The following is a 16519-nucleotide window of genomic DNA, read 5'->3' on the forward strand; positions in this document are numbered from 1 at the left end:
ATACTAAACATCTGCTCACTAAATTTCTTTTCGCTGAGTAGCAATAGCTAGTTGAGTTACATCAGCTAGTTGAGCAATCAATGCCAATAATGGTTTAACTTGGTTCTGCTTAGGTAGAGCCTGATTGAGGTGATATGGTCGGTTCTTTGGGGCTGTTTAGTTTAATTTTGGTCGCTGTTCTCAGCAGCATTATCGCTGTGTATTCGATGTATCAAATGCTAACTAAACAAGCACAAAATGTGGCTTTAATTCGCAGTTTCTCCCTCTCTAGCGCTTTGTTTTCCATTGGCGCTATCGTTTTACTTGGCTATGCCTTTGTAGGTGACGACTTTTCCATCCTCTATGTTGCAGAACACTCCAATACTCAATTACCCACCTTCTTCAAAATGGCCGCTGTGTGGGCTGGACATGAAGGCTCATTGCTATTTTGGGTCTTAACCATTAGCTGTTGGTCGGGTGTGATTGCCCTACAAAAGCAATATTCTTCTGAGTATCAGAGCCGCGTATTGTGGGTGATGAATGTGTTACTCGCGATATTTGCATGGTTTACCTTATTTGCTTCGAACCCATTTGAACTGAATTCGACCTTGCCACTTGAAGGGCGTGACCTTAACCCAATGCTGCAAGACGTTGGTTTGATATTCCATCCGCCTCTGTTGTATTTGGGTTATGTTGGTTTCTCTGTGGTCTTGGCATTTGCTGTGGCCGCTTTGCTGGTGGATCCGATTGAGTTCGATTGGGTCGCTCATTGTCGCAGTTGTTGTTTGGTCGCTTGGATCTTTTTAACCGCAGGGATCATTCTTGGTTCTTGGTGGGCATACTACGAGTTAGGGTGGGGTGGTTGGTGGTTCTGGGACCCGGTAGAAAATGCCAGCCTATTACCTTGGCTAACATCAACCGCTCTATTGCACAGTTTGGGTGTTGCTAAAGGCAAGCAACAGTTGCTGAAGTGGTCACTTAGCCTTGCTTTCATTACGTTTTGTTTAAGTATCCTCGGTACTTTTATTGTTCGATCTGGCGTCCTCACTTCCGTTCATGCTTTTGCTGTTGACCCAACCAAAGGTATCGCGCTGTTGCTGATACTGGTTTTGGTGTTAGTGAGTTCGTTTTCTCTTCTTATTGTTCGTGGTGAATCTTTCGAGTCGAATCCAATCACTAGCTTTGCGAGCAAAAGCTTTTTGAGCTTAGTTGCGGTGCTTATTTTTGTTCTCGCGACTGCTGTCGTAGTGTTCGGCACGTTTTATCCCATGGTATTTGAACTGCTTGGACTGGGAAATATCTCGGTCGGTGCACCTTACTTTAATCTCTTGATTGCACCTTTGGCTTTGCTTGCGTTGGCTGTCGTCGGCCTTGCCCCATTGCTGAGTATTAAGCCTCAAGCATCGAAAGGCGTTATTACGTTGATCGCTCTAGCATCTATTTGCCTCGGGTTTGTCTGTTACGCTTTGCAAGTAGAGAAGGTCCAAGTGATGGTGCTGATGACATGGTCACTCGCATTTTGGGTTTTACTCACTCATGTGTATGGCTTGGCAGTAACGCGCAGTTCCAAGTTTCAACGTAAAGTCTGGGTGATGACCTTTGCCCATGTTGGGGTTTCAGTGTTAGCGATAGGTGCCGCGATGAACAGTTACCATTCATTTGAGCGAAGTTACAAATTGAGCCCAGGTGAAGAGGTTGAGTTTATGGGTTGGACGCTCTCTCATCGTGATACCGAGCTCTATGTCGCCTCCAACTTTACTGCAGAAAAAGCGATACTCGAATTAGATGCTAGCGAGCAAAGCTTTTCCATCGCGCCAGAAAGAAGACACTACCAAGTTCGTGTTATGAACATGAGTGAGCCTGCAATGAAGTGGTTCTGGCATGGCGATGTTTATATCACCATGGGCGAGAAAGTCGATTCCACCGCTTACGCATTTCGTGTTCAGTATAAGGCGTATGCGCGCTGGATCTGGTTTGGTGGGCTGTTCTCCATTATCGGCGCTTTGCTCTCATTGACTCATCGTAAAAAGAAAACCGTTAAGGCGTCACAGTATGCATACCAGCGTTCGTAACAAGCTAATTACTCTAATTGCCTTAGCATTGATTGTGGTGCTGGGATTTGTCTTTGCGCTTGATAATAAGCAGCAGTCGACCATTGTGTCTGAACAACAAAGGGCATTTCCAGAATTTACATCGACTGCGTTAGTGAATAGTGAAGGCGTCAATGGTCAGCAGAAAATTACGCTTACTGATGTCACGCAGCACCCTTATCAACTGGTTAATGTATGGGCATCTTGGTGCGGGATATGTAAAACCGAACATTCATTTTTGCTTCAACTTCACGATAAAGGCATTCCCATCGTTGGGCTTAATTATCGAGATAACTCTGGGGCTGCGATTAACGTGTTATCGAACGATGGCAACCCGTACTCAACCGTGATCAGTGACCCTCAAGGCAAGTTAGCATTAGAGTTGGGCGTAATCGGCACACCTGAAACGTATTTGGTTGATGCTAATGGCCAGATCATTAAAAAGCTATTGGGCGTGATTAATGAAATGGTATGGAAAGATGAACTTGCGATGTATTTTGATGGTGTGAATGGATGATGAAGTCTCTAGTACAAACCTTGTTTATGCTGTCAGCTCTTTTAGTGATTAGCCTTTCAACCATGGCTGAAGATCTGTTTACTGCCAGTAATAAAGAGACGAGTATTCAAGTTGAACTGTTTGAGTTTGAAAACCCAGAACAACAGCAACGTGCTATTAGCTTGGCGAAAACGTTACGCTGCCCACAATGTCAAAACCAAAATCTGATTGAATCCAACTCACCAATAGCAAAAGACTTACGCCTTGTTGTGTTCAATATGGTGAAAGCAGGGAAGAGTAATAATGAGATTACTCGATATATGACGGAAAGATTTGGTGAATTTGTACTTTATAAGCCGGCGATGAAGGTTTCAAATCTATTACTTTGGTTGCTACCGAGCCTATCATTTCTCTTATTTATATATTTATCAGTAAAAAGTGTTAGGAAGAGCTCATAAAAATTGTGTATTACTGTTTACCAATTGACCTGTATTTTGTAACATTGACTGATTATAAAGGCTAAGCACTGCTATATAAGGATGTATCTGTGGATAACGTAATCTCAAATTTAAAGAAAGAGTTCCATACTCATGTCCGATCTGATAAATGGGCAGAAAAATACAGTGCAAAGTCGAGCATTTCTACGCTTACTCAAGAAGAGTTAACCGAATTAGAGAACGCTTGGGTTCAGCTTGTCATCTGGAAGCAAACTCAAGTAAGTTGATCGTTCTGTAAAAAATCGTAGTCTTAGCCGCAACTGATTAATTTATAACCCCATGTTGGTCATCCCAATGTGGGGTTTTTTCTTATGTGAAAAATAATTGTTATATTATAACAATTTGTACGAGGTCGACCTTGAAAAAAATTGTTAACAGCCTCATAGTGTCTATCATTAGATAGTTAGCTACAAAATATTGCCTAGACATATAATGTAGTGTTGTTAAATACATCGAATTTTCAAGTGAGTATAGCTATGGCGGAAGTGCGTGCCAGAATAGATTTCAAAGTAGGGGTAACAAGCAGTATAGATGCTGAACTTCTGTCTTTTCATGGATTGAAAACAGATAAAGAGCATGTTGCTGTGATATTTAAATCAGCAGACAAGACACAAGACATACCTCTTGTTCGTATGCACTCTGAGTGCCTGACTGGTGATGTTTTCCATTCTTCTCGCTGTGACTGTGGCGAGCAGTTAGACGAAACCATTAGAATTATGGGTGAGACGGGTGGGGTGATTCTTTACTTACGCCAAGAAGGTCGTGGTATTGGCTTGTACAACAAAATCGATGCGTACCGTCTGCAAAGCGAAGGCATGAACACCTATGAAGCCAACAACCACCTAGGTTTTGGCGATGACCTTCGCGATTTTACTGAAGCTGCTGAAATGCTACGCGCCTTAGGTACTACAAAAATCCGCTTAGTCACCAACAACCCTAAGAAGATCAATGAGCTAAAATCTTTTGGTATTGAGATTGAAGAAGTGGTGAATACCTCTGCTCATATCAAATCGGGTAATGAAAGCTACCTGAAGGCAAAAGTCTCACACGGTAAGCATAATCTGGATATCTGATTAGCCTCTTTGTTACGCTTAACATAAAAATGTTTAAAGACCTCACATATGTGAGGTTTTTTTGTATTTATCTTGCAATAAAATTGTAAGTTTGTATTATTTGAATCCGTAGTGCAAATGATAATGGTTTGCACTATTACTACGAATAATAATTTAAAGCTCAACAAGGATGCTTCATGACCATTAAATCTTTAGTGACAAAAGCCGTAACTTCGTCACTCATTTTTGCCTCTGCTTCTTCTTTCGCAGCAGTAACTCAAGATCAAGTTGTAGAACATTACGCAGATATTGCGCATGCAGTGTTTGCAGATTCAGTAATTACAGCTAAAGCGTTGAACTCTTCTATTGATACCTTCTTAGCTTCTCCTTCTGCTGGCAACTTCGAACAAGTAAAACAAGCTTGGCTTGAGTCTCGCGTACCATACCAACAGTCAGAAGTTTTCCGCTTCGGCAACGCTGTTGTTGATGATTGGGAAGGCCAACTGAACGCATGGCCACTTGATGAAGGCCTGATTGATTATGTTTCGACTGATTACCAATATGAACTTGGTAACGAAGGCGCTAGCGCAAACATCGTGGCTAACAAGACTTTCCAAATTGGTCAGACTACCGTTGATGCAACCAACATCACCCCTGAGCTAATCGCAGACTTGAACGAGATCGGTGGTTCTGAAGCGAACGTAGCGTCTGGCTACCACGCAATTGAATTCCTACTTTGGGGCCAAGATTTAAACGGTACAAACAGCGGTGCAGGTGAGCGTGCTTACACTGATTTCGTTGTTGGCGCTGAGTGTACTAACGGCAACTGTGACCGTCGTGGCGCATACCTAAAAGCATCTGCTGAGCTACTTATCCAAGACCTAGAATGGATGGAAAAGCAGTGGGCTGAAGGCGAGAAAGGCAACTACCGTCAAGAACTGCTTTCTGAATCTAGCGAAAACGGCCTACGTAAAATGTTATTCGGCATGGGTTCACTGTCTCTTGGTGAGCTTGCTGGTGAGCGTATGAAGGTGGCTTTAGAAGCTAACTCTACTGAAGATGAGCACGACTGCTTCTCTGATAACACGCACAACTCTCACTACTACAACGAGCAAGGCATCTACAACGTTTACACGGGTCTATACAAGCGTGAAGACGGTACTCTGCTTTCCGGCCCAAGCCTGTTCGACCTAGTAGAGCAAAAAGATGAGCAAGCTGCGAAAGAGATTCAAAAGCAGTTTGACCTAGCACGTGCACAAGTAGGCGAATTAGTAACGTCTGCAGAGAAAAACAACCAGCACTTCGATCAGCTAATCGCTGCTGACAACGCTGCGGGTAATGCACTAGTAAACAAAACAATTGTTGCGCTAGTGTCTCAAACAGCGGCTATTGAGCGTGCTGCGGGTGTGATTGGCATTGATAGCCTAAACCCAGACACAGCGGATCACGAGTTCTAAGAACCCGAGCCGACACAAATGTAAGGGCTCTGATTGAGCCCTTAATTGTTTGATCCTCAAGAAAGCCACACCCACATAAAAACTAAAATCAAAAACACAGCAAGGCAATGTATGAAGTCGTATCTCTCAGCCTCACTATTAACCGCACTGTTTTTCGTATCTCCATTACACGCTCATGAAACCTACTCTGGCGGCAAAACGACCGTGAAGAAAGAAGGAGCGAACGCTTTTTCCCTTCCCGCAGCCAATCTACCAATGAGTAAGCGCTTGGATTTCAGCGTAGGTAATAGCTTCTTTAGAAACCCTTGGGTTCCTGCACCGTCATCAACCGATGCTCGTGATGGGTTAGGACCACTATTTAATACTAACGGCTGTCAAAACTGCCACATCAAAGATGGTCGTGGTCACGCGCCAGAAGAAGGAGATGAGAACGCAGTATCCATGTTGGTTCGTTTAAGCATTCCGGCTGAAACGCCTGAGCAGCGACAAGCCTTCATTCGAGATGGTGGAATTCCAGAGCCGACGTACGGCGGTCAGCTACAAGATTTTGCGCTTCAAGGTGTAAAACCAGAGGGCAAAGTGAACATTAGCTACACGGATGTTCCTGTTGAATTCAAAGACGGCACCGTCGTTACTCTGCGTAAACCCACTTTAAATATTACTGAACTTGCTTTCGGCGAGATGCATCCTAAGACCGAGTTTTCAGCTCGAGTGGCGCCGCCAATGATTGGTCTTGGTCTGCTTGAGAGCATCCCACAAGAAACGATTCTTGGCTTCGCGAAGCAACAAGCTGCGGACAGCCAAGGCGTAACAGGCAAAGCCAATTATGTTCTTGATGTTCAAACTAACGAAATGGCGTTGGGTCGATTTGGTTGGAAAGCCGGACAGCCAAACCTAATGCAACAAAATGCTGCAGCATTTAACGGCGATTTGGGCTTAACAAGCAGTTTGTTCCCGAACGAAAACTGCACATCAGCTCAATCAACCTGTGATGATTTTCCAAATGGTGGTGAACCTGAAGTCAGCGATAATATCCTAGATTTTGTTGAGTTCTATTCGCAGCATTTGGCGGTTCCAATTCGTCGCAACGTTGATAAGCCTGCGGTTGTTCAAGGTAAAAAACTGTTTAAAGCTATTGGTTGCCAAAGTTGCCACCAAGCTGAAATTCGCACAGCAGAACGTGAAGGCTTACCTGCGTTGTCTAAACAGCTAATCAGCCCATATACCGATATGTTACTGCACGATATGGGAGAAGGCTTAGCCGACAATCGCCCTGAGTATCTTGCCAATGGTCAAGAGTGGCGTACCACACCACTTTGGGGATTAGGTTATACCAAAGAAGTGAACGGTCATACGTTCTTACTTCATGACGGTCGCGCAAGAAACGTTATGGAAGCGGTACTTTGGCATGGTGGTGAAGCAGAAATGGCAAAACAAAAAGTATTAGCTTTGAGTAGCAGTGAACGCGAAGCACTACTAGCGTTTTTGGACTCATTATAGGCTGTCTTGAATTCAGTTAAGCCAACGGCTTAGTTACTTAAGAAAACCGCTAACAAAAGACTGACTACCGCTGAACTTGTAGGGATACGAGGCCAGCGGTCGTTTCATATTTATTGAACTCATATAATTAAAAGAAAAACTAGGAAGTAAGGTAACAGCATGGCACATAAATTTTTGTTAATGCCCTTGTCGGTATTAATCATGGCAGGCTGCCAGTCATCGGGTGAGCAAACGGCTTCATCTGAGGTTAACGGTGTCTCTTATCAAGCAGACACGACTGCTCATATCAGCCGTAGCGTGTATCAACAAGAGTTTGATTCAGCCGTGCTATTCGCTAAGCAAGCCGGTGAGCTGGAAGTCTTGATGCAGGGTTACTGTGAAACCAACAATATTGAGCTGGATGCGTTGGAAAATCAGTGGCAGCTCACCATGAACAGCTGGATGGCACTGCAAGGACAAGAAAGAGGCCCAACAGCGGCATTGGAACAGAGCTGGAATGTTCAGTTTTGGCCAGACAAAAAGAACACCACAGGTCTAAAAATGCGTCAACTGACTCAGCAAGATAAAGCTTGGTCACAAGATGAAATCGCACAGCAGAGTGTGACTGTTCAAGGGCTTGGCGCCTTGGAGTGGTCTCTGTACGACGAGCAATCTCCATTACTGCAAGACAAAGCGTCTGGTTGTCTATCTTCACAAGCGATCGCACAAAACTTGGCAATGAAATCGGCCTCTATTGCTGAGGCATGGCAGGTTAACCCTTGGTTAGCGCTAGACGAGACTCGTTGGGAGTCTGAATACATCGCTTTATTGACCAACCAACTTGATTACAGCATGAAAAAGCTGAGTCGCCCGATGGCGAAAATTGGTCATCCGCGTCCTTACTTCTCAGAATCATGGCGCGCTCAAACCTCAATGACTCAGCTGAAAGCGAACGTAGCGGCGCTAGAGAAATTGTACTTAGCAGATGGTAGTGGTCTTGATGGTTTATTGAGAGAGAAGGGCTTAAATGACCTTGCCGATCGTGTTGCAGCCCAGTTCACGTTAACGTTAGATACTTGGCCGACAGATTCTAGCTTGTTTACTCTCCTACAGAGCAAAGAAGGCTACCGAGATGTGCTGACTCAATACAACAAACTAGAACGTTTGAAGTACCTGATTCATGAAGAAGTAGCGATAGAGCTTGGCGTGGTAATAGGATTCAATGCTACCGATGGTGACTGATATTACGCGAAGAACGTTACTCAAGGCTGCACTGGGTTGTGCAACTGTTCCATTACTTCCATTTGGCTGTGCGAGTCGAAAGGATGAGGCGAGTGCGTCGAACGATCCCCAACTGATTGGTTGTGCGCTTAATGGTCGTGGTCAATATTCTGCAGTTGTGGCTGACGAATTTGGCATGCCACTGAGCCAACTTCCCATCCCCAATCGTGGCCATGGCGTCGCGATTTGCCCAACCTCATCGCATGCGGTGGTTTTTGCTCGTCGTCCTGGTGACTATTTTATGGTGTTTGACTATAAAAACGGTCAGCAGATCAAAATGGTCGTCAAAGGTAACAACCGTCACTTCTATGGTCATGGCGTTTACTCATTAGATGGCAACTTACTGTATGCCACTGAAGGGAAAACGGACAGCAGCCAAGGTGTGATTGGCGTTTACGATGTCGCGCAAGGCTATCGTAAGGTCGAAGAGTTCAGCGGTTTTGGTATTGGGCCTCATGAAGTGATCATCATGCCGGATGGTAATCTCGCGATCGGCGTTGGTGGCGTTCATACTGATGGTAGAACACCGAAAAACCTCGATTCGATGCAGCCGAGCTTGAGTTATGTTTCTCCTGAAGGTGTGTTACTTGATCAGGTTGAATTGTTGGATAAGAAGCTGAGCATTCGACACTTAGCCCATGATGGTGCTGAATCCGTGCTTTGTGGCCAGCAATATCGTGGTGAACCAGATGAGTATCCTTCGCTATTGGCGATGCATACTAAAGGCGGAAAGTTTGAATCACTGAACGCAGAGCCAGAGCAATGGGCAAGGTTCAATCACTATATCGCCAGTATTGCGGCGTCAGATGATTGGATTATTGCGACTTCGCCAAGAGGCAACTGCTACGGTATTTGGTCTAAAGAAACCAAAGAGTTAGTAGAACTCTCTGCATTATCTGATGCTTCTGGCGCTGTGCTGCTTGATGGTGAGTTTCGATTAAGCTCTGGGGCGGGAAGTGTGGTAAGCCAGAGCAAGCCTTATGAGAAATCAACTCAACAATCATCGGTCCAGTGGGATAACCATTGGAGTTCAATCTGATTTATAAAGCCTCTTAAAAATAACATGCTTACTCCGATTTCTTTGCCATACTTATGAGATGGTTGGTGATGGAGTTAAGCATGTTCGCAAAATACTTCTGTGGATTATTAGTTCTAGTTTCTGTGCACGCATGGAGCTATACGAGTTCTGACGAGAGCCGATTTATTCCGGCTGATTCGGAGCTCTCTTTTATGCTGATTTATCCAGAGCTTACCCAGAGTATTTATCAAGACTCGTCTCTGCCTATTCTTTGGGATTCACCTGAACTTGTTAAGGCGTTTGAATTTCAATTGTCGCTTCTCGAACAAGCTCAAATGGCACCACTCTTCGATCGACAACTCAAGCAAATTCGTCACTATCAATCCCATGCTCAATGGCAAGAGTTGGACATATTACTCACCGATACTTTTATCTACTACCTGAGCTACGTTGAAAATGCGCCGCTTGCCGGTAAAGATTGGTACTTCTCGGGCAAGTTGCATTCCAAATTACCTGCGCCTTCTCCGCATATTCTGATGAGCTTAAAAAGCAGCGTTGCCAATGATTACTTATTGGAGATGGTGTTGTCTTACGCGCCGCCTGTTGGGGATTTTGACCAATTCAAAGCAACCTATTCGGTGTTAGAAACCGCCTCTGAACTCAATATTGAACGATATAGACAGAAAGGTTTGAAGCGCTTGGGTGACGAGCTTTCAGACAAGACGGTTCTTGTTGAGCGCATTGCTTTGGTTGGTGTTGATACCTCGATGATCGCGGTCGATTTTCCCAAGTTCGATCGAGATCTGCAAAAGGCGATTAAATCTTTCCAACGCATGCACGGTCTTACGGATGATGGGATCATCGGGCCAGACACGATCAAATGGATCAATATGGGCTTTGATGATCGACTTACTTCCCTAGCATTGAACGCCGAGCGTGCCCGCTTATGGCCAAGAAATAGAGACTCACTGATTGTGGTGAATGTACCTAGTTTTGATATGAAGTATTGGGAAGATGGGGAAGAGGTTTTTGAATCTAAAGTTGTGGTTGGGAGAAAATCGAGAAAAACACCACTCTTAGAGATAAAGCTTGATTCGGTTATCTTAAATCCGACTTGGAACGTGCCATGGAAAATCATGGTTAAAGATATCTTGCCTAAAGTAAAAGCCGACGAGAGTTATCTTGAAACACACAATTTTCAAGTGATCGATGGTTGGCGTTCGATGGAAACTGTCGATACTACCGAGATAGATTGGCAAACGATTAACTTTAGCTCTTTTCCTTATCGAATGCGCCAGCAAGCAGGCTCTAGTAACGCATTGGGTTTGTATAAGTTCAATACGCCCAACAAGCGAGCCATCTATCTCCATGACACCCCAAGTAAAAGCTTGTTTAACGATGACTTCCGCGCCTATAGCTCTGGTTGTATTCGTGTTGAGCATGCCGAGGAACTCGCGGAGTTGTTATTTGCGACTAAGGTAAAGAAAGTGCCGAATCAGGATGATGAACTTGCGCCCAATACTAAGGTTCGTCTCAAGAAGCGAATTCCAGTGCATATCATTTATCAAACCGTGTTGTTTGAAGAAGGAGGCATACAATACCGCGGTGATATCTACCAATATGATAAAGAGGGCGGTTGATTGAAATATGGTCAAGAAAGGTGATCTTGACTGAAAAATGACAACCAAGCTTCTATTGATAAAATTATAATGAGTATCAATAACTAACCGTGCAAAGGTTACAAATACTAACGTTTTGCACGGTTTTTGTACGTTGACGCAGCAAATTCCATTATGTATCGTGCATTTTTCGTTCGATCTAATTGGTTTTTTGCTGTATGTCTCAAAGTTTATTTTCACGCCGTCAGTTTCTGACTTACGCTGGTGGTACTGCTGTAGTCGCCTCTCTTACTCCTTCTATCGCTTTCGCTTCATACCCGGATCAACCAAGAACGATTAGCATGAACAATCTTCACACTGGTGAACGATTAGAGACTTGTTATTTCGATGGCACTAACTATGTTGGTGACGAGATGGCACGCCTTAGCAAACTGTGCCGTGACTTCCGCCGCAATGAGATTCATCCAATGGATAAGAACCTGTTTGATCAGATCACTCAGATTCAAAATGTACTGGGTATTCAAAAAGAAGTTCAAATCATCTCTGGCTACCGCTCTCCAGCAACCAACGAAGCGTTGCGCTCTAAGTCGAGTGGTGTCGCTAAAAAGAGCTATCACATGCTTGGTAAAGCGATCGATTTTCGTATCGATGGTGTTGATTTAAAGGAACTGAGAGACGTAGCTAAAAGTCTGCAAGCAGGTGGTGTTGGTTATTACGCTCGTAGTAACTTCATCCACATTGATACTGGTCCAGTTCGCAGCTGGTAGAGCTAAGCTGAGTTATTGAGTGATACGGTAGGCACTTGTCAAAGTAGACATCCAATGTCATAGTTTGCCCAAATTTCAGTTTGTTCTAATAATTCGGTTTATTGCTGCTCAGTTTGTTGCTGTTTAGTTTGTTATTGTTGGGTTTGTTGCCAATAACATAGCGATATTCGAGTTGTTCACCAGATTCGCTCTTTAAGGTTTGTATATGTCTCTTAAGTATCAAGTTGTACCTGTTACCTCTTTTTCTCAGAACTGCTCGATTGTGTGGTGTGATGAAACCATGGAAGGCATCGTTGTCGATCCGGGCGGTGATGTTCAACAACTCGCGGCTATCATTGAAGAACTCGGTGTTAAGGTTGTGAACTTGGTACTGACGCACGGTCACTTAGATCATGTTGGCGGTACGGTACCACTTGCTGAGATCTTGAAGGTTGAAATTGTGGGCCCGCATAAGGCAGACAACTTCTGGCTACAAGGTCTAGAGAATCAAAGTCAGATGTTTGGTTTCCCACTGTGTAAAGCTTTTGAACCAAACACTTGGTTAGAAGAGGGCGACAAAGTCACTTTTGGTAATCAAGTGATTGATGTGATTCACACGCCGGGCCACACGCCAGGTCACGTTGTACTGTTCAGTGAGCAAGCTCGTTTAGCGTTTGTGGGTGATGTGTTGTTTAACGGCGCAATTGGCCGTACTGACTTCCCACAAGGTGACTTCAATACGCTTATCGCTTCAATCAAGACTAAGCTTTGGCCACTAGGCAGTGACGTAACATTCGTTCCGGGCCATGGTCCTGAATCGACATTCGGTCGCGAGCGTGCATCAAACCCGTTCGTCGCAGATGAAATGCCTCTGTACTAATTAAATCTTTGATTTTACAACCGATTATTTGTGTCGATTGATTGAAAATGAAGCTTAGCTTTTGTCCTGAAAGCTAAGCTTTTTTATTGTGTGTGAACTTACTGGTAAACCTTAATCAGAAAGACGTTCAGCGGCAGCCAAGTAGCGTCGAGCCAGCCCCACAAACTCTTCTCCACTCATATTCAAATCATGGGTTGATATGAAAATGTCATAACCGTGGAAACCCCTTTGATACTTCATTCTGTTGGCAAGCATCGCCTGTAAGCCAGAATAGTCTTTAATCACCGCGTTTTGATTGTTTGTTTCATTCGGTGAATCAAGGTTGTCTTGTGATTGGTTATCGTTGAAATTAACGTCGTCGGTATTCTGTGACTCTTTATATTGGCTTAGTTCGATACAGCCACTTTCAGTACAACGCGCGTAGTAATGCGATGAGTCGAGAACCATATCCTCAAAGTTGGACTCTTTGCCTGCTTGCTTCGCTCCTAAGTACAAAAGTGCTCGTTGGCTGAGCAATAATTCACAAGTTATTTTAGGGCAAATCGAATCGAGGTAGGGCGAGTAATCTTTTACTTTAATTCCGACCCAGGGCAGAGGTTGATGCCAACCATCTTGTTCATAAGTGCAAAGACCAATTTTTTGGATGTTACTCCATTTTAAAACCCAACCCCCTTTGTAAAAGTGCTGCTGAAAATGAGTCGGGGTAAGTGTGAACATCACTCGGCTGCGCAGCATCAAATAGTAGCCAGTTCCCAGAAGCGCAATACTGCAAAAAGCACCCACGATCAGTAACTTTGGATTGTCACTGTAGAGCGCAACGATCAAGCAAATGAAGCCTAAAATAACGGCGAGGATACGGTACGAGCGAGTGAATGAAGGCAAAGAGAAATTACTAAGGTGACGAGTGTCCATAGGCAACACCAAGTTTTCATATTTTTGTCTGGATGGATAACCAGTGTATATGACCTTGAATTGATAAGTCGATGTTTAAATAATAGACGCTAGTAGACAATATCGGTATTTTTCGTCGACTTTCGACGCTTCACTCTACAAATAGCTCCTGTTTTTTGGTATAAATCGCGCTTCAAATTTTCACCACTGCGAAAAGAGCAGTGAACTGGAGAAATATTCAATGAGACTTGCTCATAAGCGTAAGGTGCAGGCTAAACTGCAGAAACGCACTAAAGCGGCTGTAGTTAAAGCAGTGGCAACGCCGAAAAAAGCGAAGCCTGTCGCAGAGAAAGTTGTAGCAGAAAAAACTGTAGCAGCAAAACCAGCGGTAGAGAAAGCAGTAGCAGCAACTAAAGAAGTTGCAGTAGCACTGACTCCTAAGCAACAACAAGTTCTAGACATCGTTGTTAGCAATGCTGAAGGCATTAACCCTAAAGGTATCGGCCTAGAAGCTGGTCAAGAAGACGCGAAAGCAGCTTCATGGGCAACAGGCGCATTGAAAAAACTTCTTGAAGAAAACCTAGTAGCGAAAGAGCAGCTAGCAGGTAACAAGGTTATCTACAAAGCTATCTAATCCTGTGGGATTACATTCGCTTCGTTAAGTTTTTAAGCCTCGATTTTCGAGGCTTTTTTGTATCTGGCACATTATGCCAAGTCCGAGCCCAAATCCAAGCCTAAACCTAGGCTCTATAATCTCAATTCCAATTCGATATACGGCTTAACTGATTAGTGTTGTCTCGTGTCAGAGCTTCGAATCAGCAAGCACTAAATTAGGGCGTTAGCTAGGTAGATCAAGAGAGCAAAGCCTTGATTTTTTCCCCTAAAATACAGCAATGAATAGAGCTTCATCACGAAATGGCAATCAATTGTTAAGAGTATTTAATTATTAATACTTAGGTATTTATCAATACGCATTGCCTTGGTGAATATCCAAACTCCTTTGAAATCGACACTATTCAATCATCTCCTACGTAGTTCTACTTAATCCTTTGGTCTAATACGTAACTTTGTTAACGCCATGCGTGCGTGCTCTCCCTGATATCTTGTTGCCTCATCACGGTGCACTCTTATGTTGAATCATAAAAAATGCTCATAGAAAGAGTGTTAACCCAACAAAGGACGTGAACATGAGTCTCATTTCTAACTCCCTCACACGAGTTTTTAAAAACGTTGCAGTAACTGCTGCGGCTTGTTTAGCTTTGGTCGCTACTGGTGCTACAGCCGCTGATAAGGTTTACCGTTTAAAACTTGCGGAAACTTGGGGACCAAACTTCCCAGTTTTCGGTGATGCAACCAAAAACATGGCGGCGATGGCTGAGAAGATGTCGAATGGTCGACTGCAAATCAGAATCGATTCAGCAAACAAACACAAAGCACCTCTTGGCGTTTTTGACATGGTTAAGTCTGGTCAATACGACATGGGTCACTCAGGCTCTTACTACTGGAAAGGTAAAGTTCCAAACACTCTTTACTTCACTTCTATGCCTTTCGGTATGACGCCTGCAGAACAATACGCGTGGTTCTATCACGGTGGTGGTATGGAGTTAATGGAGCAGGTTTACTCTCCACATAACTTGATGTCTTTCCCTGGTGGTAACACGGATATCCAGATGGGGGGTTGGTTTCAAAAAGAGATCAACAGCGTTGAAGATCTACAAGGTCTGAAAATGCGAATCCCGGGCTTTGCAGGCGAGATTCTTGCTGAGCTAGGTGCTAAACCGACGAACATTGCCCCAGGTGAACTTTACACGTCTCTAGAGCGTCGCACGATTGATGCACTAGAGTGGGTAGGTCCATCGCTGGATTTACGAATGGGCTTCCACAAAATCGCGCCTTACTACTACACAGGTTGGCACGAGCCGGGTTCAGAGCTTCAATTCCTAGTGAACAAGCGTACATGGAACAAGCTGCCTGAAGACCTACAAGAAATCTTACGTGTTGCAATGCGTACTGCGGCTTACGACATGTACACACAAGCAACGCACGAAAGTGGTAAGAACTGGGTTTCAATGAAGACAGAATACCCAGATGTACAAGTGAAAGATTTCCCACCAGAGGTTATGTCTGCTCTGAAAGAAGCGAACGATCGCCTACTGGCTGCACATGCTGAGAAAGATGAGCTAGCAAAAGAGATTCAAGCTTCACAAGCAAGCTACCTAGAGCAAGTACGTTCATGGACGGATATTTCACATAGAGCTTATCTAAATAGCCAAGCGAAATAATCGACAGTTGTTGAACTGAATCTAAATGAACCCGAAGCTTTTCTTATTGAGTATTTAAGAGTGAATAAGCCGAGGGTTCATTTAAAACATAATAACTAAGCAGGATAAATCCTGTATTACGCTCAAGAACCTTTTCTACGTCCTACAGCTCGTTACCTCAGCTGCGCGATGTCTTTTCAAATTCCATGGAGTCGGGAATGCGAAGTCTAATTTATATTGAACGCCTGTTTAATCGTATCGGTGACGCACTGGGATGGCTTTCCAGTATGTTGTTTATTTTACTTATCGCCAACGTCGTGTATGACGTTGTCATGAGATATGCCTTCAACGATGTCTCTATCGCCTTCCAAGAGATGGAATGGCACCTTTTCTCCGCCGTTTTCCTACTCGGTGTTCCTTATGCCATCAAGGCTGGTGGCCATGTTCGAGTTGACGTGTTCTATGAGCAACTGAGCTTTAAAGCACAAGCGATTATTGACCTGCTTGGCACGCTTATCTTTCTACTTCCGTTTTGCCTGCTGGTGGCTTGGTTTGGTATCGATGTTGCCAAAGAGAGTTATGAACTGGGTGAAACCTCAGGCGATCCCGGTGGCCTGCCGTATCGCTGGATCATCAAAGCTATGATCCCGCTGTCATTCTTTTTGATGGCACTTAGTGGCGTAGGTTTGATCCTGCATTCACTGAATAAGATTTTTAATCCGCATCTTATCCATGCAAACAATATTCATACAAAAAACAAGTAGAGGCTGAAC

At 44.0% G+C, this 16519-nt stretch carries 16 protein-coding genes; 15 read left to right on the forward strand and 1 reads right to left on the reverse strand.

What is annotated here, in order from left to right; genetic code table 11:
- Positions 1 to 134: 134 nt before the first annotated feature.
- The 12 genes from AB4482_RS08660 to AB4482_RS08715 all read left to right on the forward strand — a co-directional run bounded on the left by AB4482_RS08660 (position 135) and on the right by AB4482_RS08715 (position 12594).
- Positions 135 to 2051, forward strand: a complete 1917-nt coding sequence (locus AB4482_RS08660; protein ID WP_372180791.1) for a heme lyase CcmF/NrfE family subunit — start codon at positions 135 to 137, stop codon at positions 2049 to 2051.
- Positions 2032 to 2586 (forward strand): DsbE family thiol:disulfide interchange protein, encoded by a 555-nt coding sequence (locus AB4482_RS08665; protein WP_017063563.1) that lies wholly within the window; start codon positions 2032 to 2034, stop codon positions 2584 to 2586. Before AB4482_RS08660 ends, AB4482_RS08665 begins: the two co-directional genes overlap by 20 nt.
- The gene (nrfF, locus tag AB4482_RS08670; protein WP_372132311.1) at positions 2583 to 3023 is read left to right on the forward strand and encodes a heme lyase NrfEFG subunit NrfF; all 441 of its coding nucleotides are present in this window, start codon (positions 2583 to 2585) and stop codon (positions 3021 to 3023) included. The genes AB4482_RS08665 and nrfF overlap by 4 nt, the downstream gene beginning before the upstream one ends.
- An 89-nt stretch (positions 3024 to 3112) precedes the next feature.
- Positions 3113 to 3289, forward strand: a complete 177-nt coding sequence (locus tag AB4482_RS08675) for a hypothetical protein (protein WP_017063565.1) — start codon at positions 3113 to 3115, stop codon at positions 3287 to 3289.
- A gap of 249 nt (positions 3290 to 3538) precedes the next feature.
- Positions 3539 to 4135, forward strand: coding sequence for a GTP cyclohydrolase II (gene ribA, locus AB4482_RS08680; RefSeq protein ID WP_009848836.1), 597 nt, complete (start codon positions 3539 to 3541; stop codon positions 4133 to 4135).
- Positions 4136 to 4311: 176 nt separating this feature from the next.
- Entirely contained in the window at positions 4312 to 5571 is a 1260-nt protein-coding gene (locus tag AB4482_RS08685; RefSeq protein WP_017063566.1) for an imelysin family protein, read from the forward strand.
- A 111-nt stretch (positions 5572 to 5682) separates the two neighbouring features.
- A complete protein-coding gene (locus tag AB4482_RS08690; protein WP_372132308.1) occupies positions 5683 to 7071 on the forward strand; it encodes a di-heme oxidoredictase family protein in 1389 nt (462 codons plus the stop codon).
- Between the two features lie 159 nt (positions 7072 to 7230).
- Positions 7231 to 8292, forward strand: coding sequence for an imelysin family protein (locus tag AB4482_RS08695; protein WP_372132306.1), 1062 nt, complete (start codon positions 7231 to 7233; stop codon positions 8290 to 8292).
- Positions 8282 to 9370, forward strand: coding sequence for a DUF1513 domain-containing protein (locus AB4482_RS08700; protein ID WP_372132336.1), 1089 nt, complete (start codon positions 8282 to 8284; stop codon positions 9368 to 9370). The genes AB4482_RS08695 and AB4482_RS08700 overlap by 11 nt, the downstream gene beginning before the upstream one ends.
- Positions 9371 to 9450: 80 nt before the next feature.
- On the forward strand, positions 9451 to 10989 hold the full coding sequence (locus tag AB4482_RS08705; protein WP_372132303.1) for a murein L,D-transpeptidase: 1539 nt from the start codon (positions 9451 to 9453) through the stop codon (positions 10987 to 10989).
- 197 nt (positions 10990 to 11186) lie between these two features.
- The gene (locus tag AB4482_RS08710) at positions 11187 to 11735 is read left to right on the forward strand and encodes a YcbK family protein (RefSeq protein ID WP_017060953.1); all 549 of its coding nucleotides are present in this window, start codon (positions 11187 to 11189) and stop codon (positions 11733 to 11735) included.
- Positions 11736 to 11940: 205 nt separating this feature from the next.
- Entirely contained in the window at positions 11941 to 12594 is a 654-nt protein-coding gene (locus AB4482_RS08715; RefSeq protein WP_017060954.1) for an MBL fold metallo-hydrolase, read from the forward strand.
- A 111-nt stretch (positions 12595 to 12705) separates the two neighbouring features.
- Here the strand turns inward: AB4482_RS08715 and AB4482_RS08720 are convergent, their stop codons facing one another.
- Positions 12706 to 13506 (reverse strand): DUF2982 domain-containing protein, encoded by an 801-nt coding sequence (locus AB4482_RS08720; protein ID WP_372130291.1) that lies wholly within the window; start codon positions 13504 to 13506, stop codon positions 12706 to 12708.
- A 220-nt stretch (positions 13507 to 13726) separates the two neighbouring features.
- Between AB4482_RS08720 and AB4482_RS08725 the strand changes: the two genes are divergently transcribed.
- From AB4482_RS08725 to AB4482_RS08735, 3 genes are all read left to right on the forward strand, one after another.
- Entirely contained in the window at positions 13727 to 14119 is a 393-nt protein-coding gene (locus tag AB4482_RS08725) for a hypothetical protein (protein ID WP_017060956.1), read from the forward strand.
- Between the two features lie 553 nt (positions 14120 to 14672).
- The gene (locus AB4482_RS08730; protein WP_017060957.1) at positions 14673 to 15767 is read left to right on the forward strand and encodes a TRAP transporter substrate-binding protein; all 1095 of its coding nucleotides are present in this window, start codon (positions 14673 to 14675) and stop codon (positions 15765 to 15767) included.
- A 197-nt stretch (positions 15768 to 15964) separates the two neighbouring features.
- Complete coding sequence (locus AB4482_RS08735; RefSeq protein ID WP_017060958.1) at positions 15965 to 16510, forward strand: TRAP transporter small permease subunit; 546 nt, start codon at positions 15965 to 15967, stop codon at positions 16508 to 16510.
- Positions 16511 to 16519 lie beyond the last annotated feature (9 nt).

The organism is Vibrio sp. 10N.222.55.C7, assembly GCF_041473335.1.
In the GTDB taxonomy this organism is placed as follows: Bacteria; Pseudomonadota; Gammaproteobacteria; order Enterobacterales; family Vibrionaceae; genus Vibrio; species Vibrio crassostreae_C.

Excerpts from the sequence above, each read along its gene's own strand:
- AB4482_RS08735 (WP_017060958.1), top strand. The coding sequence starts at position 15,965 with ATGCGAAGTCTAATTTATATTGAACGCCTGTTTAATCGTATCGGTGAC.
- AB4482_RS08725 (WP_017060956.1), top strand. The coding sequence starts at position 13,727 with ATGAGACTTGCTCATAAGCGTAAGGTGCAGGCTAAACTGCAGAAACGC.
- AB4482_RS08720 (WP_372130291.1), bottom strand. The coding sequence starts at position 13,506 with ATGGACACTCGTCACCTTAGTAATTTCTCTTTGCCTTCATTCACTCGC.
- AB4482_RS08685 (WP_017063566.1), top strand. The coding sequence starts at position 4,312 with ATGACCATTAAATCTTTAGTGACAAAAGCCGTAACTTCGTCACTCATT.
- AB4482_RS08715 (WP_017060954.1), top strand. The coding sequence starts at position 11,941 with ATGTCTCTTAAGTATCAAGTTGTACCTGTTACCTCTTTTTCTCAGAAC.
- AB4482_RS08660 (WP_372180791.1), top strand. The coding sequence starts at position 135 with ATGGTCGGTTCTTTGGGGCTGTTTAGTTTAATTTTGGTCGCTGTTCTC.
- AB4482_RS08700 (WP_372132336.1), top strand. The coding sequence starts at position 8,282 with ATGGTGACTGATATTACGCGAAGAACGTTACTCAAGGCTGCACTGGGT.
- AB4482_RS08710 (WP_017060953.1), top strand. The coding sequence starts at position 11,187 with ATGTCTCAAAGTTTATTTTCACGCCGTCAGTTTCTGACTTACGCTGGT.
- AB4482_RS08690 (WP_372132308.1), top strand. The coding sequence starts at position 5,683 with ATGAAGTCGTATCTCTCAGCCTCACTATTAACCGCACTGTTTTTCGTA.
- AB4482_RS08665 (WP_017063563.1), top strand. The coding sequence starts at position 2,032 with ATGCATACCAGCGTTCGTAACAAGCTAATTACTCTAATTGCCTTAGCA.
- AB4482_RS08695 (WP_372132306.1), top strand. The coding sequence starts at position 7,231 with ATGGCACATAAATTTTTGTTAATGCCCTTGTCGGTATTAATCATGGCA.
- AB4482_RS08730 (WP_017060957.1), top strand. The coding sequence starts at position 14,673 with ATGAGTCTCATTTCTAACTCCCTCACACGAGTTTTTAAAAACGTTGCA.
- ribA (WP_009848836.1), top strand. The coding sequence starts at position 3,539 with ATGGCGGAAGTGCGTGCCAGAATAGATTTCAAAGTAGGGGTAACAAGC.
- nrfF (WP_372132311.1), top strand. The coding sequence starts at position 2,583 with ATGATGAAGTCTCTAGTACAAACCTTGTTTATGCTGTCAGCTCTTTTA.
- AB4482_RS08705 (WP_372132303.1), top strand. The coding sequence starts at position 9,451 with ATGTTCGCAAAATACTTCTGTGGATTATTAGTTCTAGTTTCTGTGCAC.